The 23,151-nt window shown below is 69.1% G+C and carries 9 protein-coding genes; 5 read left to right on the top strand and 4 right to left on the bottom strand.

The window, feature by feature from the left end; genetic code table 11:
* Positions 1-67: 67 nt before the first annotated feature.
* Positions 68-2,275 (bottom strand): acyltransferase family protein, encoded by a 2,208-nt coding sequence (locus G6N48_RS08700; protein WP_085269523.1) that lies wholly within the window; start codon positions 2,273-2,275, stop codon positions 68-70.
* A gap of 238 nt (positions 2,276-2,513) precedes the next feature.
* On the opposite strand from G6N48_RS08700, the gene G6N48_RS08695 reads away from it, so the two are divergent.
* Positions 2,514-3,794, top strand: coding sequence for a glycosyltransferase (locus G6N48_RS08695; protein ID WP_085269524.1), 1,281 nt, complete (start codon positions 2,514-2,516; stop codon positions 3,792-3,794).
* On the opposite strand, the gene G6N48_RS08690 is transcribed toward G6N48_RS08695, so the two are convergent.
* Positions 3,778-4,854, bottom strand: a complete 1,077-nt coding sequence (locus tag G6N48_RS08690; RefSeq protein ID WP_085269525.1) for an NAD-dependent epimerase/dehydratase family protein — start codon at positions 4,852-4,854, stop codon at positions 3,778-3,780. The genes G6N48_RS08695 and G6N48_RS08690 overlap by 17 nt on opposite strands.
* 1 nt (position 4,855) lies before the next feature.
* Positions 4,856-7,069, bottom strand: coding sequence for an acyltransferase family protein (locus G6N48_RS08685; protein ID WP_085269526.1), 2,214 nt, complete (start codon positions 7,067-7,069; stop codon positions 4,856-4,858).
* Between the two features lie 223 nt (positions 7,070-7,292).
* Between G6N48_RS08685 and G6N48_RS08680 the strand changes: the two genes are divergently transcribed.
* Both G6N48_RS08680 and G6N48_RS08675 read left to right on the top strand, forming a co-directional pair.
* Positions 7,293-8,423, top strand: coding sequence for a class I SAM-dependent methyltransferase (locus tag G6N48_RS08680; RefSeq protein WP_085269527.1), 1,131 nt, complete (start codon positions 7,293-7,295; stop codon positions 8,421-8,423).
* A 79-nt stretch (positions 8,424-8,502) separates the two neighbouring features.
* Entirely contained in the window at positions 8,503-9,237 is a 735-nt protein-coding gene (locus tag G6N48_RS08675; RefSeq protein WP_085269530.1) for a class I SAM-dependent methyltransferase, read from the top strand.
* Positions 9,238-9,270: 33 nt separating this feature from the next.
* Here the strand turns inward: G6N48_RS08675 and G6N48_RS08670 are convergent, their stop codons facing one another.
* Positions 9,271-9,993: a rhamnosyl O-methyltransferase gene (locus G6N48_RS08670; protein WP_085269531.1), complete on the bottom strand. Its 723-nt coding sequence runs from the start codon at positions 9,991-9,993 to the stop codon at positions 9,271-9,273.
* A gap of 456 nt (positions 9,994-10,449) precedes the next feature.
* On the opposite strand from G6N48_RS08670, the gene G6N48_RS08665 reads away from it, so the two are divergent.
* Together G6N48_RS08665 and G6N48_RS08660 are read left to right on the top strand one after the other, a co-directional pair.
* Positions 10,450-11,718, top strand: coding sequence for a glycosyltransferase (locus tag G6N48_RS08665; protein WP_085269528.1), 1,269 nt, complete (start codon positions 10,450-10,452; stop codon positions 11,716-11,718).
* 405 nt (positions 11,719-12,123) lie between these two features.
* Positions 12,124-23,145: a type I polyketide synthase gene (locus G6N48_RS08660; RefSeq protein WP_163670809.1), complete on the top strand. Its 11,022-nt coding sequence runs from the start codon at positions 12,124-12,126 to the stop codon at positions 23,143-23,145.
* Positions 23,146-23,151: the final 6 nt, after the last annotated feature.

Below are 23,151 nucleotides of genomic sequence, written 5' to 3'. Positions count from 1 at the left end.
GTTCAACAAAACTCTCGGCCAGACCGCATCCGGCTACCCGCAGTGATGCCGGCAAGGACGCGGCGCCTCAACCGCGGGCGAGTGCGCGATCGGCGAGCGGCCCCATTGCCGGTGCCAACAGCCGGGCGTATTCGTGCGTCAGGTGATTCCAGTCGAAGTAGACCATGGTGTTGCCGACGATCACGGGGCAGCGGTTGGGGGTGCAGAAGAGCTCGGTGAGGTCCGCGTATTCGCCGCCTCCGGCGTGGGTGGCGGCGGACTCGGCTGCGATGCCGCTTTGGTTAACCGCGGCTGACCGCGCCGGCGAGCAGGCGCTCGCGTCGTCGAGGTGTCCGGACAGACAGTCCGGCACCGAAGTGTTCGGGTCCGGGACGGGTCCGAACACCAGCACCTCGGCGCCGGTGGCTCGAAGTTGCTGCACCAGCACGAGCAGGGCGTCGAGCCATGCCTGGTCGTATGGTGTGAAGCCCGGCTGCCAACTGCCGGCGCTATTCATCCGCGACATGCTGACCATGACCAGCCGCGGGTGTTCGGCGCGTAACCGGGCGAGGATCAGAGCGCGCCACTGTTCGCAGTGCCGAAAGTGTTCAACCACCCCGTCGAGATGTTTCGCGATGGGCACGGCGATCAGTGGGCAGCCCGCCTTGGCCATCATCTCGAGCCGCCAATGTCGTTGCGTGGCGATCTGCTCGAATGCCGGATCCCACATCGCGGCGTGTGAGTCGCCGACCAGAGCCACCGTGGTGCTCGAGGTGGTATCGCCGGTTGCGCACTCGGGCTGTCCGCTTTCTTTGTCCGCGCGGAAGCAGCCGTCATGCACCATCGCATTCTGCTCGGCTGCTACATCGTCCAGCGGCGGGTCCAGGTTCGACGGCACGGCTTTCAGGTCGGCGGACGCCGCGACCACCGCCTGCACCTGGGCGAAAGCGTGCTGTACCGCTGCGTCGTAGGCGTGCATGTCGGAGCCCGCGGCGGCCGGCGCCGCGGTGACGGTCAGCCCGGCGGTCGGCGCGCCGCGGCCGGCGGGGACGGGAATCACCGTCGTCATGGCCACGCCTACGCACGCCGCCACCGCGGTGGCGGCACCACCCACCGCGAGGCTGGCCACGGGGGACCGGCGCAGGGCAGGGGCGTATCGCAGCGGGTTCTCCACGAAGCGCAGGGTGAGCACCGCCAGCCCTCCCGAGATCAGGACCGCCGTCAGCCTGCCGGCCAGCCCCAGCGAGTGGCCCAGCAGCACCGGTGCGAGCACCAGCAGCGGCCAGTGCCACAGGTACCAGGAGTAGGACAGCCGGCCCAGCGCCCGCATGGGCGCCAACGCGAGGATGCGACCGCATCCCTGCGTGGGCGTGGCGCAGCCGGCGCCGAGTACGAGCGCCGTGCCGAGCATGGGCACCAGCGCGGCGGTCCCCGGGTAGGGGGTCGCCGGGGTGAAGCGGTTGCAGGCCAACAGGATCAGGGCCAGCCCCACCCATCCGGTGACCTTCGCGGACCGGTCGGGCAGCCGGCGCCACCGCTGCGCGGTGACGGCCACCAGGCCGCCGACGGCCAAGTCCCAGGCCCGGGTCGGCAACGAAAAGTAGGCCGCCGAAGGCACCAGGTAGGTGGTCACCAGCGACAGCGCGAACGACGAGACGGCGATCAGCGCGAGGACCACGAAGTAGGGGCGTTGCGACGGGTCCGGCGAGGCGGCATCTGTACCGGCGCGCCGCCGCGCCGCGGTACGCCGGATGAGCCAGGCGGTGCCGATGATCATCAGCGGCCAGATGAGATAGAACTGCTCCTCCACTCCCAGGGTCCAGTAGTGCTGGAACGGTGAGGGCGGGAAATGGCCGCCGAAGTAGTCCACGTTCTGCGCGATGAACCAGTAGTTGCCGACGTACAACGCGCAGGCGATGCCGTCGCCGACCGCGCTGCGCGCCTCGAACGGGGGCAGCAGGAACGCCGACGCGACCACGGTGACGACGCCGACCAGCGCCGCCACCGGCAGCAGGCGTCGGGCCCTGGCCCCGTAGAACGGGCGAAGCTTGAGGGTGCCGGTGCTGCTCACCTCGCGCAAGAGCTGCCCGGTGATGACGAATCCCGAGATGATGAAGAAGACGTCCGGGCCGATGAAACCACCGTCCACGCCGGGCACGCCGGCGTGGAAGAGAAGAATCGCCAACAGCGTCAGGGCGCGCAAGCCCTCGATGTCCGGGCGAAATTTGGATTGTTCGGTGTGCTCGACCGAAAGCCTGTCGGTAGGGCTAACGCTGTCGGCCTGGCGCAAGGTCATCTACCTAATCAGAGGATGCGGTCATCGAACCGGGGGCATTATCACACACCTGTTTAACAGCCTGTACGGCGCTTCGGCGACGGGCGGCCGCGTTATCGAGCACGCGTCCAAAATTTGCGGCTTCCTCTCGATGGCGCACGGGAGCCGGGTTATGCTGCGGGCGGCTGAGCCAGGGGTGCGGGGCCCGCCGCTTTCATTCCGCAGGGTGCGCAGGGGAACTGAAAGGTCAGGATCCGCGATGAAATTCGTGCTGGCGAACTGGGGAACGCGCGGCGAGGTCGAGCCCTACGTCACCGTCGGGCGCGAACTCGTGCGCCGCGGCCACGACGTGCGTATGGCCGTGGCGCCCGAGATGGTCGACTTCGTCGAGGCGGCCGGCCCGGCCGGTGTCGCCTACGGTCCGGAGCTGAAAGTCATCCTGGACCCGCACCGCGACTTCTGGACCTACTTCTTCGAAAGCCCCTGGAAGGTCCGAGAGCTCAACACGATGTGGCGCGACGTTCAGGAGCCCCTGACGCAGTGCCGGGAAGAGGTGAGCAGGACGTTGGCGTCGTTGGCCGACGGGGCGGACCTGCTCCTCACCGGGATGAACTACGAGGACACCGCCGCCAACGTCGCGGAGTACCGCCGCATCCCGTTGGCCACACTGCACATCTTCCCGTGGCGGGCCAACGGCCGGCTGCTCCCGTTCGTGCCGCCGCCGGTGGGCCGGACCGCGATGACGGCGCTCGAGTGGCTGTCCTGGCGGGGGCCGAAGAAGATCGAGGACGCGCAGCGCCGCGCGCTCGGTCTGCCGGAGGCCACCAGCCCCTGGACGCGACGGATCGCCGAGCGCGGGTCGCTGGAAATCCAGGCCTACGACGAGGTGTGCTATCCCGGGCTGGCGGCCGAATGGGCGAACTGGAATAGCCGCCAGCCCCCCCAACGGCCCTTCGTCGGAGCGCTGACCATGGAGTTGCCGACGGACACCGACGACGAGGTCGCCTCGTGGATTGCCGGGGGCGCCCCGCCGATCTGTTTCGGGTTCGGCAGCGTGGGGGTCGAGTCTGCGGGCGACACGCTCGCCATGATCAGCTCGGTCTGCGCGCAGCTGGGCGAGCGGGCGTTGATCTGCGCCGCGGGAACCGATTTCAGTAGCGTCCCCCTTCCGGAGCACGTGAAGGTGGTGGGCGTGATGAACTACGCGGCGGCCCTTCCCGGCTGCCGCGCGTTCGTCCACCACGGCGGCGCGGGCACGACGAACGCCGGCCTGCGGGCCGGACTGCCCACCCTGATCCTCTGGACGCTGCCCGATCAGGGCGCCTGGGGCGCCCGGGTCAAACGGCTGAAAGTGGGCACCGGTCGCCGCTTTTCGGCGACCACGCGGGAGTCTCTGGTCGCGGACCTGCGCACCGTTCTCGCCCCGCAATGTCTGACCAACGCCCGCGAACTCGCCGCACGGATGACCAAGTCCGCCGAAAGCGTGGCCACCGCGGCCGATCTCGTCGAACGTTTCGCCCGCCTCAAACGGGTCGGATGATCGGCTGCTCGCCGATCCAGTCGAGCAGCACCCGCAAGCCGTCCTCGAGCGCCCACTTCGGATGCCAGTCGATCTCGTTCGCGGCCGGCTCGACGTCGCACCTGGCGGCGCGCACGTCGCCGTCGCGGAATTTCCCGACCACGACCGGCTCGGGGGCATCGCAGAGCGCGGCGAGTTTGGTGGCCAGCCCGTGGATGGTCGTCGCAACACCCGAACCGATGTCGAGGCACCGTGGTTGCGGCGCCGGTCGCGCTATCGCCGCAAACAGCGCTTCGACCACGTCGTCGATGAAGACGAAGTCACGCACGATCCGCCCGTCTTCGTAGACCTCCAGCGGGCGCCGATCGCGCGCCAGCTGTGCGAACAGGGCGACTATGCCCGTGTACGAATTGGTCAGTGACTGCCCCGGTCCGTAGACGTTCTGCAGGCGCAGCACGCTGAGGTTGGTGTCGTGGGCCGCGGTCCAGGCGGCCAGGATGTGCTCTTGAGCGAGCTTGGTCGCGGCATAGATATTGGTGGGCCGGGGCTCGGTCCGGCCGGCCCGGCTGGGAAGCGGGACGGCGGGCTCACCCGTCGGCCCCCGCGGATCCCAGATGCCGGCCAGCAGCTGCCCATGGCTGCGGGGTTGCGGGTAGAAGATCGCCGAGCCGCACTGCCACGCGCCCTCCCCGTAGACGGCCCGCGACGATGCCAGGACGAACTGGTCGGGCACGTGTGCCGAGCGGCTGAGCGCATCCACGAGTTGCGTCGTGCCCACCACGTTCACCGAACCATGGCGCGTCGCCTCCGAGAGTGACTGCGCGGTCCCCGTCTCGGCCGCCAGGTGCACGATCTGGGACGGACGGAACGTCCGCAGCACCGCATCGCAGTCGGGGGCGTGGGTGACATCGCCGGTGAAAAACCGCACGGACGAGGGCAGGTCTAGCACGGCTCGGTCGCCGTGAACCTGCGGATGGAGCACGTCCAGGACGGCGACGTCGTAACCGGCCGTCACAAGACGGCGACTGAGGGCGGAGCCGATGAAACCCGCCCCGCCGGTGATCAGTACGGATGCAGACATGTCAGCCTTGATTGAGCGCGCGGTCGGCCAGCGCTCCCATTGCTGGTGCCAACAGCCGGGAGTATTCGAGGGTCAGGTGAGTCTCGTCGACGTAGACGAGGGTGTTGCCGACAATGACCGGGCAGCGATTGACGGCGCAGAATAAATCGGTGAGGTCGGTGTACTGGCCGCCGCCGGCCTTGGTGGCCGCGGTTTCTGCCGCGATGCCTTGCTGGTTCACCGCGTGCGACTTGAGCGGTGAACACGCCGTCGCGTCATCGAGGTGCCCGGATAGACAGGTCGGCACCGATATGTGGGGATCCGGGACCGGCCCGAGCACGAGCACCGTGGCGCCGGTCGCGCGCAGCTGCTGCACCAGGCGGGTCATGCTGTCGATCCACGCCGTGTCGTATGCCGTGAAACCCGACAGCCAACCGCTGCCGTTGCCGTTGCTGTATCCGCGCCACAGGCTCAGGACGATCAGCCGCGGGCGCTCGGCGCGCAGTCGCGCCATGATCTGACCCCGCCATTCCTCGCAGTGCTCGAAGTGTTCCACCAGCCCGCTGAAGAGTTGGTTGCTGATCGGCACGTCGTTGAGCGGACAGGCGCCCTTGGCCAGCATCTCCAGCCGCCAGCGCCGCTGCGCGGCGACCTGTTGGAACGCCGGGTTCCACATCGCGGCGTGCGAGTCGCCGACCAGGGCGACCGTGGTGGTCGAGGCGGTGTCGCCCGCCGCGCACTCGGGTTGTCCGGTCTGGAAAGGCTCGCGCAGGCAACCGTTGAACAACATGGCCTGGTGTTCCGCCGCCACGCCCGCAAGCGGAGGCTGCAGGTTCGACGGGACATCTCGAAGATCGGCTGACGCCGTCACCGCGTCGTGCACTTGCATAAACGCGTGCTGCACCGCCGCGTCGTAGGCGGCCGGCCCTGCGCCTGCGGGGACAGTTCCAGCGGCGATGGCCAGGGGAGGGGCCGGGGCGCCGTGCCCGATCGGGGCGGGCACCCAAAACAGGAGCGCCACGCCCACGCAGGCTGCCACCGCGGTGGCGACGGCGCCGACCGCGAGGCTGCGTAAGGGGGAGCGGCGCAGCGCAGCCGCGAAGCGAAGTGGGTTCTCGATATAGCGCAACGTGAGCATTCCCAGCCCGCCGGATATCAAGACCACCGCCAGCCTGCCGGCCAGGCCGAGCGAGTGTCCGAGCAGTGCGGGTATCAGCACCAACAGCGGCCAGTGCCACAGATACCACGAGTAGGACAACCGGCCGACCTCACGCATCGGTGCCACCGCCAGCACGCGCCCGCACCCTTTTGTGGGTGTGGCGCAGCCGGCGCCGATCACCAGGACCGAGCCGAGCACCGGCAGCAGCGCGGCGGTACCGGGGTAGGGAGTGTCCGGGGTCAACACGTTGCAGGCCACCAGAATCATCCCGATCCCGGTCCAACCCGTGATCGCGGCCGCCAGGGGCGGCAGGCGGCGCCACTGGTCGGCGGTCAGGGCCAGCAGGCCACCGACGGGGAAGTCCCAGGCCCGGGTGGGCAGCGAAAAGTACGCCACAGCGGGCATCACGTAGGTGAACACCAGCGACAGCGCGAACGACACGGCCGCGACCAGAGCGAAGACCACCAGGAACGGGCGCCGTGAGATCGCGGCCGCGGCGTCGGTGGTTTTGCTCCTCCGGCGCACGCGTCGGACCAGCCACGCCGTCCCGATGATCAGGGGCGGCCACAACAGGTAGAACTGTTCCTCGACGCCCAGAGTCCAGTAATGCTGGAACGGCGACGGCGGCATGTGCCCACCGAAATAGTGCACGCCTTCGGCGATGAACCAGAAATTGGGGACGTACAACGCGCAGGCGATGGCGTCGAAAATGACGCTTTGGACCTGCAACGGCGGTAGCAGGGCGGCGGAGGCGATCACGGTGACAATCCCCACGGTGGCCGACACCGGCAGCAGCCGGCGCGCCCGTCCACCGTAGAAGCGTCCGAGCTGGAGCTTTCCGGTGGTGCTCACCTCACGCCAGAGTTGCCCGGTAATCAGAAAGCCCGAAATGACAAAGAAAACGTCCGGGCCGACGAATCCACCTCGCATTCCCGGCACGGCCGCGTGAAAGCCGAGAATCGCGAACAGCGTGACAGCGCGCAAGCCCTCGATGTCCGGACGAAATTCCTTGTGCGGAGAGCGCCGGCTCTGTACCTCTTCGGCAGGGCTGACGCTGTCGGCCTGGCGCAAGGTCACCTACTCAGCTAGGAGAATGCGGTCAACGAATCGAGGCATTATCACACACCTGTCGAACAGGTTGGTATGTTGTCGGCTCGGGAGCCTCGTGCTCTCCGGCTGTCGCGGAAGGCACGGAAGGCGGTCTGAAGGTTGACCTCTTCGAGGCGGGAACCTGCCAACGGGTGGTGGAGTGATGCCGTCTAGTGGGCCTCGAACCGGCCGAGAACCTGGAGGCGAGGCGGTGGTCGCGGCCGACACGCGAAGCGTGGACCGGACGAGCCTGCATCTCATATGGAAAGCGATTCTCATCGCCATCGCGGTCGGTGTGGCGGCAGCGTGCTACTTGGAGCCCGTTCTGCTGGTCGCGATCGGTCTGCTTCTCCTGGCCCTCGTATGTGCGCGCTTGCTTTACCCGGGCCGCGACCGCTTCATTCCGAACCTGTACGCGCGCGACATCAGGGTTTATGACGACGCCTACCGCGCGTTCATCGGCCGCACGCTGGCCGACCTGCGTCGGTGCCGGATTCGGGGTCACACGTTGATGTGGGAGGCCACGCGACTGGCGCGGTCGTGCCGGCACCCTGACGGATTGCTGCTCGATCTGGGGGTGTGGCTCGGCTGGTCGACAAGACTCATATCTGATTCGTGCGGCCGCACGGTATACGGCTTCGATACCTTCGAGGGCCTGGTCGAGGACTGGCAGATCGACGACCAGGCCGTCATCAAGCGTGGCACCTTCGCCCTGACGGAGCCTTTCGCCCAACGCTTCATCCGGGACACCGGCGTGACGTTGCACGACGGGGTGCCTGACGCGATGGGCCGGAAGGTGCAGTTCATCAAGGGAATGACCTACGACACACTGGCCCCGTTCCTGGCCGAACGTCCTGACACGCCGATCGCGCTTTTCCACATGGACCTGGACACCTACGAGAGCTGCGTGCACGCGCTGGAAACGTGCAAAGAGCGCTTCGTCGAGGGGTCGATCCTCGTCTTCGACGAGTACCTGGTGACCAACGGCGAGATGCTGGCCTTCTACGAGTTCCAGAAAAGATACGAGCTGGAATGGCGGTACCGGGCGTGGGGGCTCGAGGCGTGGGAGATGAATTTCGCGATGGTCACCGCGCGCTGGAAGCGCGCGGTGTACTACGTGCTCTTGATCGCCGCGTACTGGTCGATGGGCGACGGGAGCTACGCGTGGACGTTCTTCCGGAAGCGCTTCTGGCGATTCTGGTTGGGCGCGCCGGTGGGTGACATCGCCTTCATGCTGGGCGCCGCCGGGCAACGGAAGTCGGTCAGCCTGGAGATCACCGGGCTGGGCAAGCTCGCGCGAACCAGCCGGCTTGACGCAGAGACCAATCGGGCTTCGAGCTGACTGCGCCGCTTCCGACGCGCTTGTCAGACACGCGTTTAATGGAGAGGATCGTTGCGTGAACATCAACAACGGGCTGGTGATGTTGGCGGACGCGTGGCCGGGCGTGAACCGGATCAGGGCCGTGCAGCGGGCGCTTGCCGGGCGTCCGGACCCCGTGTATCTGGAGATCGGCGTTTCGCGGGGACAGGCGTTCCAGCGGATCGCCGCCGATGTGAAGATCGCTGTCGACCCGGCGTTCAAGCTTTCGGAGCGCACGCGCCAACTCTCCGACGCCAAGGGCCGCGAGACCCACTACTTCGAGACGACCAGCGACGCGTTCTTCGAGAACGAGACGGCGTTCCTCGAGCGGCATCCGATTGACGTCGCGCTGATCGATGGGCTGCACACCTACGAGCAGGTCGTGCGCGACGTCGAATACACCCTGCGTTATCTGCGCGACGACGGCGTCATCTTCCTGCACGACTGCAACCCACCATTCGCCCTGGCCGGCCGTCGTGCGGAATCGTGGGACGAATTCGTTGCGCAGCAGTCGGGACCGCTGGTGATCGGGATCTGGAACGGCGACGTGTGGAAGGCGATCGTCCAGCTCCGCAGCACCCGGCCCGATCTGCTGGTCGGCGTGCTGAAGTGCGACCAGGGTGTCGGCTTCGTCCGCAAGGGATCCCCCGAATCGACGTTGCCCTACTCCGTGGAACAGGTCGAGGCGCTCACCTACGCGGATCTCAAGGCCGACCGAGAGCGCTTGCTCAACCTCAAGCCGACCCGTTACCTCAACGAATTCCTGGCCGCGGGCGCCGGATCCCCGCCCAGGTAGGGGTAGGGGCCCGACGAAGTCCTGCCCCCGCGGCTAGTTGCGGATGAGGTATCCGTTGGGCGCCTGCGTCCAGCCGAATTTGTTCTCCCGCGCCACGTCGTGCTTGTAGTCGTTCGGGAATTCCCGTTCGTATGCCTCGATGGCTTCGTAGGGTCCGGGTCCCCATCCGGGCAGGACGGGGTGTCCGTTCATGTTCGAGTCCTCGACGATCAGGTAATCGCCGGCGGAGAGAAGCGGCCGCAGAAGTTTCATCTCGGCCAGCACGTGATTCATGGAGTGGTCGCTGTCCAGGATCGCGAATATCCTGCCCGGGTACTCCTCTTTGAGGCGCTGGATATGCTGCGCTACAGCCGGGACCGTGGACCGCGATTCGACGAACAAGATATCGGAATCGCGCCGAGCTCGGGGCTCGAGCGGGCCGTGGTAAACGTCAACGGAAAGCACCTTGAATGGTGCGCCGATCTGCCTCATGACGCTGGCGAAGAATAACGCCGAGCCACCCTGGTTTGTGCCGAATTCGATTACCAGGGAAGGCTTCAGTTCAAAGAGAATCTCCTGGTAATTCCACATGTCACTGGCCGACTTCTGGCACATGACGCCCATCCAGGTCATGTGGTTGAACACTCCGGTGTTATAGAACCACTTGTGATACTCTTCGCACTCCGAACCCGTCGGCTGGTAAAAATGGCGAGCCAGCGAAGGGATCGCAATCGTTTTTTTGAAGAAATCCCATGGCGTCGACGCGGACTCGAACATAGCCGCGGCAATTCGCAGCACCGAGTTCCGGTCCACATAACTGGCTCCGTCGGCGGCCTCTCCGCGAGCCGGTGCCATCCGGGCACGCCCCGCTCTCCGCTCAGCACGTTCTCGACGCTGCGTCCGCACCGCAGGATGGTAGCAGCACTTGCTGCCATTTGTTGCGGGTCGGTTTGCCGTAAGTGCGAGACGAATTGGGTGGTCGTTGCCGAATCGATTCGGCGCTGTTGATGTAGTTCCGGCGGTATCGGTCCGTTCCTACGGGCGGCCATTCGGAAGGAGCTGAAGCTCGGTATTTTACGAGGCGGCCAATTGACCGGAGCGGAGCACCGTGTCTCGGGTGATCGCTCCCCTCGGGGTCGGCGCCGGCTTCGAATTCGAGGTGCCCTGCGCGCGATCGGGTTATGCTGCCGGGCGGCTGAGCCGGGATCGGCGGGTGAAAGGCTGGGGTCCGCGATGAAATTCGTGCTGGCGAGCTGGGGAAGTCGCGGCGACGTCGAGCCCAACCTGGCCGTCGGCCGCGAGCTGGTGCGCCGGGGCCACGACGTGTGCATGGCCGTGCCGCCCGACCTGGTCGGCTTCACCGAGGCCGCCGGGGTGCCGGCGGTGGGCTTCGGGCCGGAGGCGCGGTCCATTCTGGACGCCCACCGCGAATTCTGGACCTGCTTTTTCAGCCATCCCTGGCGGATCCGCAAGCTGATCACGTCCCGGCTTGACATCGCGGGGCCGCTGCTGCGGGGCTGGCAGGAGATGAGCACGACGCTGACGTCGCTGGCCGACGGGGCCGACCTCATCTTCACGGGCATCAACTTCGAGGACGCCGCCGCCAACGTCGCCGAACATTTCGACATCCCGCTGGCCACGCTCCACTACTTCCCGCTGCGGCCCAACGGGCAGACCCTGCGGTTCCTGCCCGCACCCCTGGCCCGCCAGGCGGTCGCGGCCTTCTGGTGGGTGTCGTGGCGCGGGATGAAGAAGGCCGAAAACGCCCAGCGCCTCGAACTCGGCCTACCGCCGGCGAGCGGCTCCGCCCCGCGACGGATCACCGAACGCGGGTCGCTGGAAATACAGGCCTACGACGAGGCGTGCTTTCCCGGCCTGGCACGAGAATGGGCGGCGCGGGCCGGGCAACGGCCCTTCGTCGGCACCCTGACCCTCGATCTGCAGACGGACGCCGACGAGGAGGTCGCGTCGTGGATCGCCGCGGGGACACCGCCGGTCTTCTTCGGCTTCGGCAGCATCCCGGTGGAATCGCCGGCCGACACGATCGCCATGATCGCCGCCGCATGCTCGCGGCTCGGCGAGCGCGCGCTGGTCGGCGCCGCGGGCACCGATTTCGGCGACGTCCCGCATTTCGACCACGTCAAAGTCGTGGGCACGATGAACTACGCCACGGTCTTCCCGGCCTGCCGCGCCGTCGTCCACCACGGGGGCTCGAGCACCACGCCCATCGCGATGCGCGCGGGGGTCCCCCAACTGATCCTGTTCTGGGATCTCGTCCATGCGGTCTACGGGGCCGCGGTCAAGCGGCTCAAGGTGGGCACCGCGCGGCGCTTCTCGAGCGCGACCGAGGAATCGCTGGTGGCAGATCTGAGCACCATTCTCGCGCCTGACTACGCCGAGCGTGCCGGCGCGCTCGCCACCCACATCACCGAACCCGCCAAAAGCGCCGCGGCCGCCACCGACCTGCTGGAGAATTTCGCCCGCCGGCGGCCAGCGGGCTGATCGAAGCCGACGCGCAGTACTGAAAGCGCGTGTTCCGCAGCCGGCGCTCCGGCAGCTTTTGGTCACCGTGTGATGCTGGCCACTTTGGGGCACAGTTAGCTCCCGGCACTAACGAGGCGCGAAAATTCCGGCCCTGAAAAGCTCAACCCTTTCCGACGGCGCGCGAACCGCACCACAACCATCGTTGCTGGTCACAGCTGGTGGCCACCGCCGCAGCGCTGCCTGAACAAACCAGACATGGGTCCGCGTGACACGCGTCACGCCCACAAGTATGGTTTAGAACTTGTTACACCCATGTTCAGTAGATGGTCTGGAGACGCGGTTGAGCATCAAAGGTGATTGCGCTGGCAGCTTTTACATTTTGATCGGCGACGAGAAGCAACTCGAGTCGGCGGGTGGCCAGAAATGACCGAGAGTTTCGCGATAGTCGGCTACGCGGTGCGCGTGCCGGGCGCTCCCGATGCGGAGGCGTTCTGGGACGTGCTGGCGCAGGGTCGGGACGCGGTGTCAGAGGTGCCCCCGGACCGTTGGGACGTCGACGAGTTCTTCGACCCCGATCCCGACGCGCCGGGCAAGATCGTCAGCCGCCGGGCGGGGTTCATCGATGACGTGACGGGTTTCGACGCACCCTTCTTCGGGCTGTCGAACCGCGAGACCATGCTGATCGACCCGCAACACCGGCTGCTGCTGGAGACGGCGTGGCAGGCGGTCGAGCACTCGGGCACCGCGCCGTCGGCGCTGGCGAACACCAAGACCGGTGTGTTCATGGGTCTGGGCACCCACGACTACCTCGGACTGATCTCCGAGCAGCTGAGTTACGACGAGATCGAGGCGTACGTGGCCATCGGTACGTCGTCGGCGGCCGGCGCGGGCCGGATCAGTTACGGGCTGGGGCTGCAGGGCCCGGCGGTGTCCGTCGACACGGCGTGCAGCTCGTCGCTGGTGGCCGTCCACCAGGCGTGCCAGGCGCTGCGCCTCAAGGAGTGTGACCTTGCGCTGGCCGGCGGCGTCAACGTCATGCTCAGCGCGAAGACCGCGATGACCTTCTCCCACGCCCACATGCTGGCCCCGGACGGCAAGTGCAAGACGTTCGACGCGGCCGCCGACGGTTACGTGCGCGGCGAGGGCTGCGGCGTCGTCATCGTCAAGCGGCTCGAGGACGCCATCCGCGACGGCGACCGGATCCGGGCCGTCATCCGGGGGAGCGCGATCAACCAGGACGGCGCCTCGGGCGGGCTGACGGTGCCCAACGGCGTCGCGCAGCAACGCGTCATCACCGAAGCGCTGGAAGCCGCGGGCGTCGCCCCCGGCGACGTCGGCTACCTCGAGGCACACGGGACCGGGACGTCGCTGGGCGACCCCATCGAGGTGCAGGCCGCGGGCGCCGTGCTCGGCGCGGGCCGCGAGGCGGACCGGCCGCTGCTGATCGGGTCGGTCAAGACCAACATCGGCCACCTGGAGGCCGCCGCGGGGATCGCGGGCCTGATCAAGGTGATCCTGTCCCTCGAGCACGAGGTGTTGCCGAAGCACCTGAACTTCCAGAAGCCGTCGCCGCACATCCCCTGGGACCGGCTCGCGGTGCGGGTCGTGGACGAGGCCGTGCCGTGGGAGCGCGGCGGACGGCCCCGGATCGCCGGGGTCAGCTCGTTCGGGTTCTCCGGGACCAACTCACACGTCATCATCGAGGAAGCCCCCACCGCGGTGAGCGCCGCGCAGGCGGAGCCGGTGGCATCCGACGACAGGCGCTTCAGCCTGTTGCCGCTGTCGGCGCGCAGCCCGGCCGCACTGACGCAGCTCGCCGAGCAATACGGCAGCTGGCTGGCCGAGCACCCGGACGCCTCGCTGGCCGACCTGTGCTTCACCGCCGGGGCCGCGCGGTCGCACTTCGAGCACCGGGCCGCCCTTGTGGTCAACTCGATGGAATCCGCGCGCGAGTGCCTCGGGGCGCTCGCCGAAGGTCGCCCCGCGCCCGGTCTGACCAAGGGGGAGTGTTCCGACAAGCCGCGGACCGCGTGGCTGTTCCCGGGGCAGGGCAGCCAGTACGCCGGCATGGCCCGCGAGCTGTTCGAGACCGAACCGGTGTTCGCCGAGACCATGACCCGGTGCGCGGCGGCGGTCGCCGAGGTGCTGGAAAAGCCGCTGCTGGACGTCATCTTCGATCCCGACGGTGACGACACGCTGCGGCAGACCGCCTACGCCCAGCCCGCCCTGTTCGCCGTCGAGATGGGCCTGGCCCGGCTCTGGCAATCGTGGGGCTTCGAGCCCGACGTGGTGATCGGCCACAGCGTGGGCCAGTACACGGCGGCCTGCGTCGCCGGTGTGTTCGGCCTCGAGGACGGGGCCTTGTTGCTCGCCGAGCGTGGCCGGCTGTTCGGCAGCCTGCCCGCCGGCGGGCGGATGGTCGCGGTGTTCGCCGCCGCCGAGCGGGTGGAGAGCCTGACCGACGAATTCCCGAACCTGTCGGTGGCCGCCTACAACGGCGCCAACACCGTGCTGTCGGGGCCCGCGGACGACCTCGAGCGCGCGGTGGCCCTGCTGGAGGGCGACGGCGTGCGCTGCGACTGGCTGGAAACCAGCCACGCGTTCCACTCGGCGCTGCTGGAACCCGTCCTCGACGAGTTCGAGTCGTATGCGAACCGATTCGAGTTCGCGCCGCCCCAACGGACACTGGTCTGCAACCGCACCGGCGCGGCCCTCGGCAGGAGCGCGAAACTCGACGGCGCCTACTGGCGCCGCCACGCGCGCCAGCCCGTCGAGTTCGCCAAGAGCGTGCGCACGCTGGCCGACCTCCGGTGCACGATGCTGCTCGAGGTCGGCCCGCAGCCGGTGCTCACCGCCGCCGCCATGCGGGCGTGGCCGGACCCGGCGACGGCGCCGCGGGCCATCGCGTCGCTGCGCCGCAACATCGCCGACCACCGCCAGATCACCGAAGCCCTGGCCAACGCCTACGTCGTCGGACACGTGCCGGACTTCGGTGCCCTGCCGCCGGGACCGGCGCGCAAGCTCGACCTGCCCACCTACCCGTTCCAGCATCGCCAGTACTGGTTCCGCGAGCAGCGCAGCAAGCCCACCGCTCAGTCCTCCGCCGACACCCAGGCCGCCCGCACCGAAGCGGTGCGGCTGCTGGAGGACGGCCAGTTCGAGGAGCTGGCCGCGCTGCTCGGCGGCAACGGTGACAGCCAACAGACCGTCGATGTGCTCAGACAGCTCGCCGCGCAACACAACCAACAGCGGCAGGTGCAGTCCATCACCGACTCCCGTTACGAGATCCGCTGGCAGAAGTCTGCCGCCGGTACCGCGAAAACATCCGCGGCCGCCAAGGGGGGCGAAGGATCGGCGTGGCTCATCGTCAGCGACGACGCCGCGACGGTTGCGCCGCTGGCCGACGCGCTCAGCGCGCGCGGCCATGGGCACCGGGTCCTCGGGCTGCCCATGTCCGACGCCGACGAGAAGCGGCTCGAGGCGACGCTGCGCGCCGCGGTCGACGACGACCCGGCGCTGCGCATCCTGCACGTCGCGGCGCTGGACTCCGAGACCGCGCCCTCGATGCAGTCGTTGTTGCGGATGCAGCATCACGTCCTGGGCGGAACGCGGCGGCTCTTCCGCGCCGCGGCCGCCGCCGAGTTGCGCGCACCCATCTGGCTGGTGACCCGCGGAGCGCAACGGGTCACCAACGCGGACAAGGTGTCTCCGGTGCAGTCGAGCCTGTGGGGGTTCGGTCGCGCCGCCGCGTTGGAATATCCACGCCTGTGGGGCGGACTGGCGGATCTGTCCGAGGGCGGCGCCCCCGACGGCGGGGTGTGGTCGCGGCTGATCGACTACGTCCTCGCCGCGCCCCGCGCCGAGGACCAAGTCGCGCTGCGGGATCAAGCCGTCTACGTCCCCAGGCTGGTTCGACGCGCGGGGCTGCCCGTCACGTCGCCGCTGGGACTGCGCGCCGACGCCACGTATCTGGTGACCGGCGGGCTCGGCGGGGTCGGGCTGGAGATCGCCGGGTACCTGGCCGCGCAGGGCGCGCGCCACCTGGTGCTGACCAGCCGGCGCTCGCCCGGCGAGGCCGCGCAACAGCACATCGACGCGATGCGCGAACAGCACGGGTGCGACGTCCGGGTGGTGGCGGCCGACGTCGGCAATCCGCACGACGTCGCTCGCCTGCTGTCGACCGTGCAGGCCGAACTGCCGCCGCTGGCCGGGATCGTGCATGCCGCCGGCGAGATCGGCAACACGCCGCTGCAAACGTTGGACGACGCCGAGGTCGACCGGGTGTTCGCCGGAAAGGTCTGGGGCGCCTGGAATCTGAGCGAGGCCACGGCGGGCACCCGCCTGGACTTCTTCCTCAGCACCTCCTCGATCTCCGCGGCGTGGGGCAGCTTCGGCCAGAGCGCCTACAGCGCGGCCAACGCGTTCCTCGACGGGCTGGCGTGGCGCCAGCGCGAGCGGGGCGTGCCCGCAATCAGCGTCAACTTCGGGCCGTGGTCGGCGGCGGGCATGGCCGACGAGGCCGCCCGCGCCGAACTCGACAAGCGAGGTGTCCGGCCCCTGTCACCCGCCGACGCGCTGGCGGGGATGGCCGAACTCATGGTGGCCTCGTCGGCCAAGGGCGCATCACACGGCATCGTGGCCCGCATCGACTGGGCCGGCTTCCTGCCGCTGTATCAGCTGGCCGGGAAGCGCGCCTTCCTGTCGGAGCTGGAGCGCGAGGTGCCCGAGGCCGCTGCGGCGCCGGTCGCGGCGGCCGGGACCACGCGGCTGGTCGAGCAACTCACCGTCGCTCCGGTGCAGCAGCGCAAGAAGCTGGTCGTCGACTACCTGCGTGACGTCGTCGCCGAGGTCACCCGGATCGACCCCGCCGAGATCCGCGACGAGGCCGGGTTCTTCGACGTCGGGATGGACTCGCTGATGGCCGTCGAGCTGCGGCGCCGCGTCGAGCAGGCGGTGGGCAAGGAGCTGCCGTCGACCCTCGCGATGGACTACCCCCGGCTGGTCGACGTCGCCGATTTCCTGTTGGGTGACGTCCTGAGCTTCGGCGCACCCGGAACCACCAAAGAGGCTGCCTCGGTGGACAGCCGGCCGAGCCGGTTGGATCCGGCGGTCACGATGCGCTCCGACGAGCCGATCGCGATCGTCGCCGTGGCCTGCCGTTTCCCGGGTGCCCCCGACCCCGAGGCGTACTGGGAGCTGCTGTCCGGCGGCGTCGACGCGATCCGCGAGATCCCGGAAGACCGCTTCGACGTCGACGAGTACTACGACCCCGATCCCGAGGCGCCGGGCAAGATCTACACCCGCTACGGCGGATACCTGGAAAGCATCGACGGATTCGATCCGGAGTTCTTCGGCATCTCCCCCCGCGAGGCCGTGTGGATGGACCCACAGCAGCGGCTGATGCTCGAAATCTCCTGGGAGGGACTGGAACGCGCCGGGTACTCGCCCGCGGCGCTGCGCGGCAGCCGGACCGGCGTGTTCGTGGGCGTCGCCGCCAACGAGTATTCGCAGCTGCTCAACGCCAGCTCCGTGGAAACCATCGAGGCCCACTTCATCACCGGCAACGCCCTCAACGTCATCGCGGGCCGGGTCGCGTTCGCGCTCGGCCTGGAGGGGCCGGCGATGGCGGTGGACACCGCGTGCAGCGCATCGCTGGTGGCCGTCCACCAGGCCTGCCAGGCCCTGCATTCCGGGGACTGCGACATGGCGCTGGCCGGCGGGGTGAACGTCCTGGTGAGCCCGGCCTCCATCGTCGCCACCTCGCGGGCCAGGATGCTGTCCGCGGACGGCCGGTGCAAGACCTTCGACGCCGCCGCCAACGGCTACGCGCGCAGCGAAGGCTGCGGGATCCTGGTGCTCAAGAGGCTCAGCGACGCGGAGCGCGACGGCGACCAGATCTGCGCGGTGATCCGGGGCAGCGCCGTCAACCAGGACGGCGCGTCCAGCGGCTTGACGGTGCCCAACGGCGGTGCGCAGCAGCGCCTTATCGCCGCGACGCTGGCACGCGCCGGGGTCGAGGGCCGCGACGTCGATTACCTCGAGGCGCACGGCACGGGCACCTCGTTGGGCGACCCCATCGAGGTGCAGGCCGCCGCGGCCGTCTACGGTTCCGGCCGCGACCCCAACCGGCCGCTGCTGATCGGATCGGCGAAGACCAACATCGGGCACCTCGAATCGGCCGCGGGCATCGCCGGGCTGATCAAGGTCGTGTTGTCGCTGCAGCACGAGATGTTGCCGCGCAACCTGCATTTCGAGAACCCCTCGCCGAACATCCCGTGGGACTCCCTGCCGGTGCGGGTCGTGGACAAGCCGATTGCCTGGCGGGCCAACGGCAGGCCGCGCCGCGCGGGAACGAGCTCGTTCGGCTTCTCCGGCACCAACGCCCACGTGCTGATCGAGGAAGCGCCGGCGCCGGTCACCGGCGCGGTGCAGCCCGAGGCCGCGCAGCCCGACGCCGCGGGCGAACAGGTCGGCGTGCTGCCGTTGTCGGCGCGCTCACCGGAGGCGCTGACCGAGTTGGCGCAGGAATACGGGGACTGGCTCGAGGCGCATCCGGCGGCCGACCTTGCCGACGTGTGCTTCACCGCCGGGGTGGGGCGTTCGCATTTCGAGCACCGGGCCGCGCTGGTCGTGGATTCGGTTCAGGGCGCGCGCGAACTGCTGGCCGGTCTGGCCGAGAACAAGCTGGGCCCCGGGGCCGTGCGGGGCGTGTGCGGCGACCCGCCGAAGACGGCGTGGTTATTCACGGGGCAGGGCAGCCAGTACCCGGGCATGGCGCGCGAGTTGTACGACAGCGAGCCGGTGTTCGCCGAAACGGTGGACCGGTGCGCCGAGGCCGTCGACGGGCTGCTGCCGCGCCCGTTGCTGGAGGTGCTGTTCGACACCGGCGAGACCGGCGCTGAAACGCTGCGGCACACGTCGTTTGCGCAGCCGGCGCTGTTCGCCGTCGAGATGGGCCTGGCCCGGTTGTGGCAGTCGTGGGGCATCGAGCCCGACGTGGTGCTGGGGCACAGCGTCGGCCAGTACGCGGCGGCGTGTGTGGCCGGCGTGTTCAGCCTCGAGGACGGGGCCCGGCTGATGGCCGAACGCGGCCGGCTGTTCGGCGAGCTGCCGGAAGGTGGCCGCATGGTGGCGGTGTTCGCCGACCCGCAGCGGGTGGAGCGCGCCGCCGAGGACTTCCCGCACATCTCGGTGGCCGCCTACAACGGTCCCAACACGGTGCTGTCGGGCCCGGGCGGCGACCTCGAACAGATCGTCGAGAAGCTCACCGCCGACGAGATCCGGTGCACCTGGCTCGACACCAGTCACGCCTTCCACTCCGAACTGCTGGAGCCGGCGCTCGACGAATTCGAGGCCTACGCCAAGGGATTCGAATTCGCCGTTCCCGCCCTGCCGCTGGTGTGCAACCGCACCGGCGCCGTGCTGACGGCGGAAAACCCGCTGGACGCCCACTACTGGCGGCGGCATTCCCGCCAGCCCGTGCAGTTCGCCGAAAGTGTGCAGACCGTCGCGAAGCTCGGCTGCTCGGTGCTGATGGAGATCGGCCCGCAGCCGGTCCTGACCGGAGCCGCGCTGCAGGCCTGGCCGGACTCGTCGGCCGCGCCGCAAGCGGTGGTCTCGCTGCGCAAGGGCACCGACGCCCGGCGTCAGATGGCCGAGGCGCTGGCCGCGGCCTACGTCGCCGGACATCGGCCCGACTTCGCCGCGGTGCACCACCGGATGCACCGACGGCTCGAACTGCCCACCTACCCGTTCCAGCGCCGCCGGTTCTGGCCCAAATCGGCCGACATCCGCGGCGTGGACGGTCAGGGTGTCATCACATCCGGAATCCTGGGCAGCGCCAAGGATCTCGCCTCGGGCGACGCGGTCTACACCAGCCGGTGGTCGATCAAGACGCAGCCGTGGCTGGCCCATCACGTCATCTACGGCACCGTCGTCGTGCCGGGAGCGACGTACGCGGCCATGGCCCTGGCCGCGGTCGGGACGCCGGCACAGGTGCGCGAGGTGTTCTTCTACGAGCCGATCATTCTGGGCGACAAGACGTCTCGGGAGGTGCAGCTGAGCGTCCATCCGGTCGAAGACGGTGGCGGCTGGACCTTCCAGGTGCACAGCCGCCCGTACGGCGATCGCGGCGCCGAGTGGGCGCTCAACGCCGACGGCCGGATCGCCGACAGCATCGACGACGCGCCGGCGCCGGAGCCGACGGAGTCCATCGACTCCGCGTGCGAGCGGTTGGGCCGCATGCGCCCGCAGCAGCTGTTCGACACCTTCGCCGACATGGAGCTCACCTGGGGTCCCACCTGGTCGACGTCGCTGAAGTCGCTGTGGTCCGGTGACGGCGAGGCGGTGGGCGATATCTCCATCGGCGACGAGCTCGCCGAACAGCTCGGCGGCGAGCCGATCCACCCGGTGCTGCTGGACCTGTGCACCGGCGTGGCCTTCCCGGCCTTCCCGGCGGTTCTCACCGAGAACGAGCACGGCGATGCCATGACCGACCTGTTCCTGCCGCTGCGGTACGGACGGGTGGTGCTGCGGGAGACGCTGCCGCGGCGCTTCTATTGCCGAGCCCGGTGGAACAGCGGCGGTCCCGACAGCGAAACCCAGGTCTTCGACCTCGATTTCGTGGATCGGGAAGGCCGCCAGTTGGGCGAGGTGCGCGAGTTCACGGTGAAGCGGGCCCCCCGGGAGGCGCTGCTGCGGGGCATCGGCGGCGACGCGACCCGCAATCTGTACACGCTGGGCTGGGAGGAGGTGCCGCCGCCGTCGGGCAACGCCGCCGACAACGGCGAGGGCACCTGGCTGATCGCCGGATTCGACGAACTGGCGGCGGCGCTACCGAACGCCGTCGCGGTCGGGCGCACCACCGATCCCGAAGCCTGGACGCGGCTCCTGGCGCAGGCCCAGGAGCGGAGCGCCCCCGTCTGCGGCATCGTGTGGCGCGGCACCGCGCGACCCGACGCCGACGAGTCGAACGCCGACTTCGCCGCGCGACTCGAGACCGAGATCGACGAGCTGGTCACCGTCGTACGGACGCTGCTGGCGCAGCACGACATGAAACTCACCGGCGGGCTGTGGATTCTCACCGAACGGGGCGTGGCCACCGAACCCGGCGAGCCGGTCGACCCGGCGCAGTCGGCGCTGTGGGGCTTCGGGCGCACCGTCATCACCGAGCAGCCGATGCTGCGGTGCAGGCTGGTCGACTACGACGGATTCGATGACGCCGCGCGGTCGCTGGCCGGGTTGCTCGGCACCCCCGGCGAGGAGCCCGAACTCGCGCTGCGGCAAGGGAAGTACCTGGTGCCCAGGCTGCTGCCGTGGGGGCGCAGCGGGCACCTCGCGGTGCCCCGCTCAGCGGATTACGTCCTGGCGCCCACCGAACGCGGCGCGATCGACAACCTTCGTCTGTTCGAGACCCAGGTGCCCGCACCGGCGGCGGGCGAGGTGCAGATCCGGGTCGAGGCCGCGGGTCTGAACTTCCGGGACGTGCTCAACGTGCTCGGCCTGTACCCCGGCGACCCGGGGCAGATCGGCGGCGGCGACCTCGCCGGCGTCGTCACGGAGTTGGGCGCCGGGGTCACCGGGTTGGAGGTCGGCCAGCGGGTCTTCGGCTTCATGCCGGGGTCGTTCGCCACGCGGGTCAACGCGCCGGCGCAGTTCCTGACGCCCGTGCCGAATGGGATCAGCTCGGTGGCCGCGGCGACGATACCCGCCGGGGCGCTGACCACCCGGCTCGCCTTCGACTGGGCGAACGTGGGACCCGGTGACCGGGTGCTGATCCACGCCGCCAGCGGTGGCGTCGGTCTGGCGGCGGTCCAGATGGCCCGGCAGCGCGGTGCGACGGTCTTCGCGACGGCAAGCACCTACAAGCGGGCTGCCCTGCGCAAGATGGGCGTCGAGCACGTGTACGACTCGCGCAGTACGGACTTCGCGGATCAGATCCTCGCCGACACCGGGGGCGCCGGTGTGGACGTGGTGCTCAACAGCCTGACCAACGAGGGATTCATCGAAGCGACCGTGCGGGCGACCGCACAGGGCGGCCGGTTCGCCGAGATCGCCAAGCGGGACATCTGGACGCGCGAGCAGATGGCGGCGGCCCGTCCCGATATCAGCTACGAGATCATCGCGCTGGACGGGTGCATCGAGGCCGAACCCGAGCGGGTGGGCAGACTGCTGGCCGAGGTCGCCGAGAGCATGGCCAACGGCGAGTTGGAGCCGATCGCCGCCGAGGTCTACCCGGTGACGGAGGCGAAGAGCGCGTTCCGCCGGATGCAGCAGGCGCGGCACATCGGCAAGATCGTGCTGCAGATGCCCAGACCGCTGCAGCCGCGCGGCGACCGGAGCTACCTGATCACCGGCGGCCTCGGCGCACTGGGCCTGTTCACGGCGGCGCATCTGGCCCAACTCGGGGCCGGCGACATCGTGCTGACCAGCCGGCGCGCGCCCGACGCGGAGGCGCAACGCTCGATCGACGACATCACCGAGCGCTACCGGTGCCGCATCCACACCTTCACGGCCGACGTCGGTGACGAGTCCGAGGTGGCGACGCTGCTGGAGCGGATCCGCGCCGAGTTGCCGCCGCTGGCGGGGGTGGCTCACCTGGCGGGTGTGCTCGACGACGCGCTGCTGACGCAGCAGAGTGTGGAGCATTTCCGGACCACGCTGGCGCCCAAGGCGTTCGGCGCCCGCTACTTGGACCGCCTGACCAGGGACGACGATCTCGAGTTCTTCGTCATGTACTCCTCGGCGGCCAGCGTGATCGGTTCGCCCGGCCAGGCCAACTACGCGTCCGCCAACGCGCTGCTCGACGGTCTCGTTGCCGATCGCCGGGCGCAGGGCCTGCCCGCCACCGGCATCAACTGGGGCCCGTGGGCCAAGGGCGGCATGGCCACCTCGCACGCCGCTCGCGCCAATCTCAGTGCGCAGGGCCTAATTCCGCTGGAACCCACGGCCGCCCTCAGCGCGCTCGACGAGGTCGTCGCCAACGGAACCGCGCAGGCAACGGTTCTCAAGGCGAACTGGCAGCGTGCCGCGAAGGGGCTGGGCAGTTCCCGGCCGGCGATGCTCGACCACGTGCTGCCGAGCGACGTTACGGCGGCGCGCGGCGACAGCGAGCTGCTCCGGCAGCTGCACGACGTGCCCGAGGCGCAGCGCGGCAGTTTCCTCACCGAGTACCTGCGCCACGAAGTGCAGAACTTCCTGAGGCTCGCGCAACCGCCGGCCGCGACCAGCCGCTTCCTGGAGCTGGGCACGGACTCCCTGATGGCCGTCGAGTTCAGCAACCGGTTGCTGCCCCAGTTCGGTGGCGCGTTCACGATCAGTGCGACCGCGGTGTTCGACTACCCGACCATCGGGTCGCTCGCCGAGTACCTGGCCGGCCAGGTCCCGGAGTCGGCGTTGGAGGTGAACGGAGCGGAGTCCGTCGCCGCGTCCGAGCCGACGCAATAGCGAACG

This window comes from Mycobacterium parmense, from assembly GCF_010730575.1.
Taxonomy (GTDB): Bacteria; Actinomycetota; Actinomycetes; order Mycobacteriales; family Mycobacteriaceae; genus Mycobacterium; species Mycobacterium parmense.
This window is presented reverse-complemented; position numbering and strand designations above follow the sequence as displayed.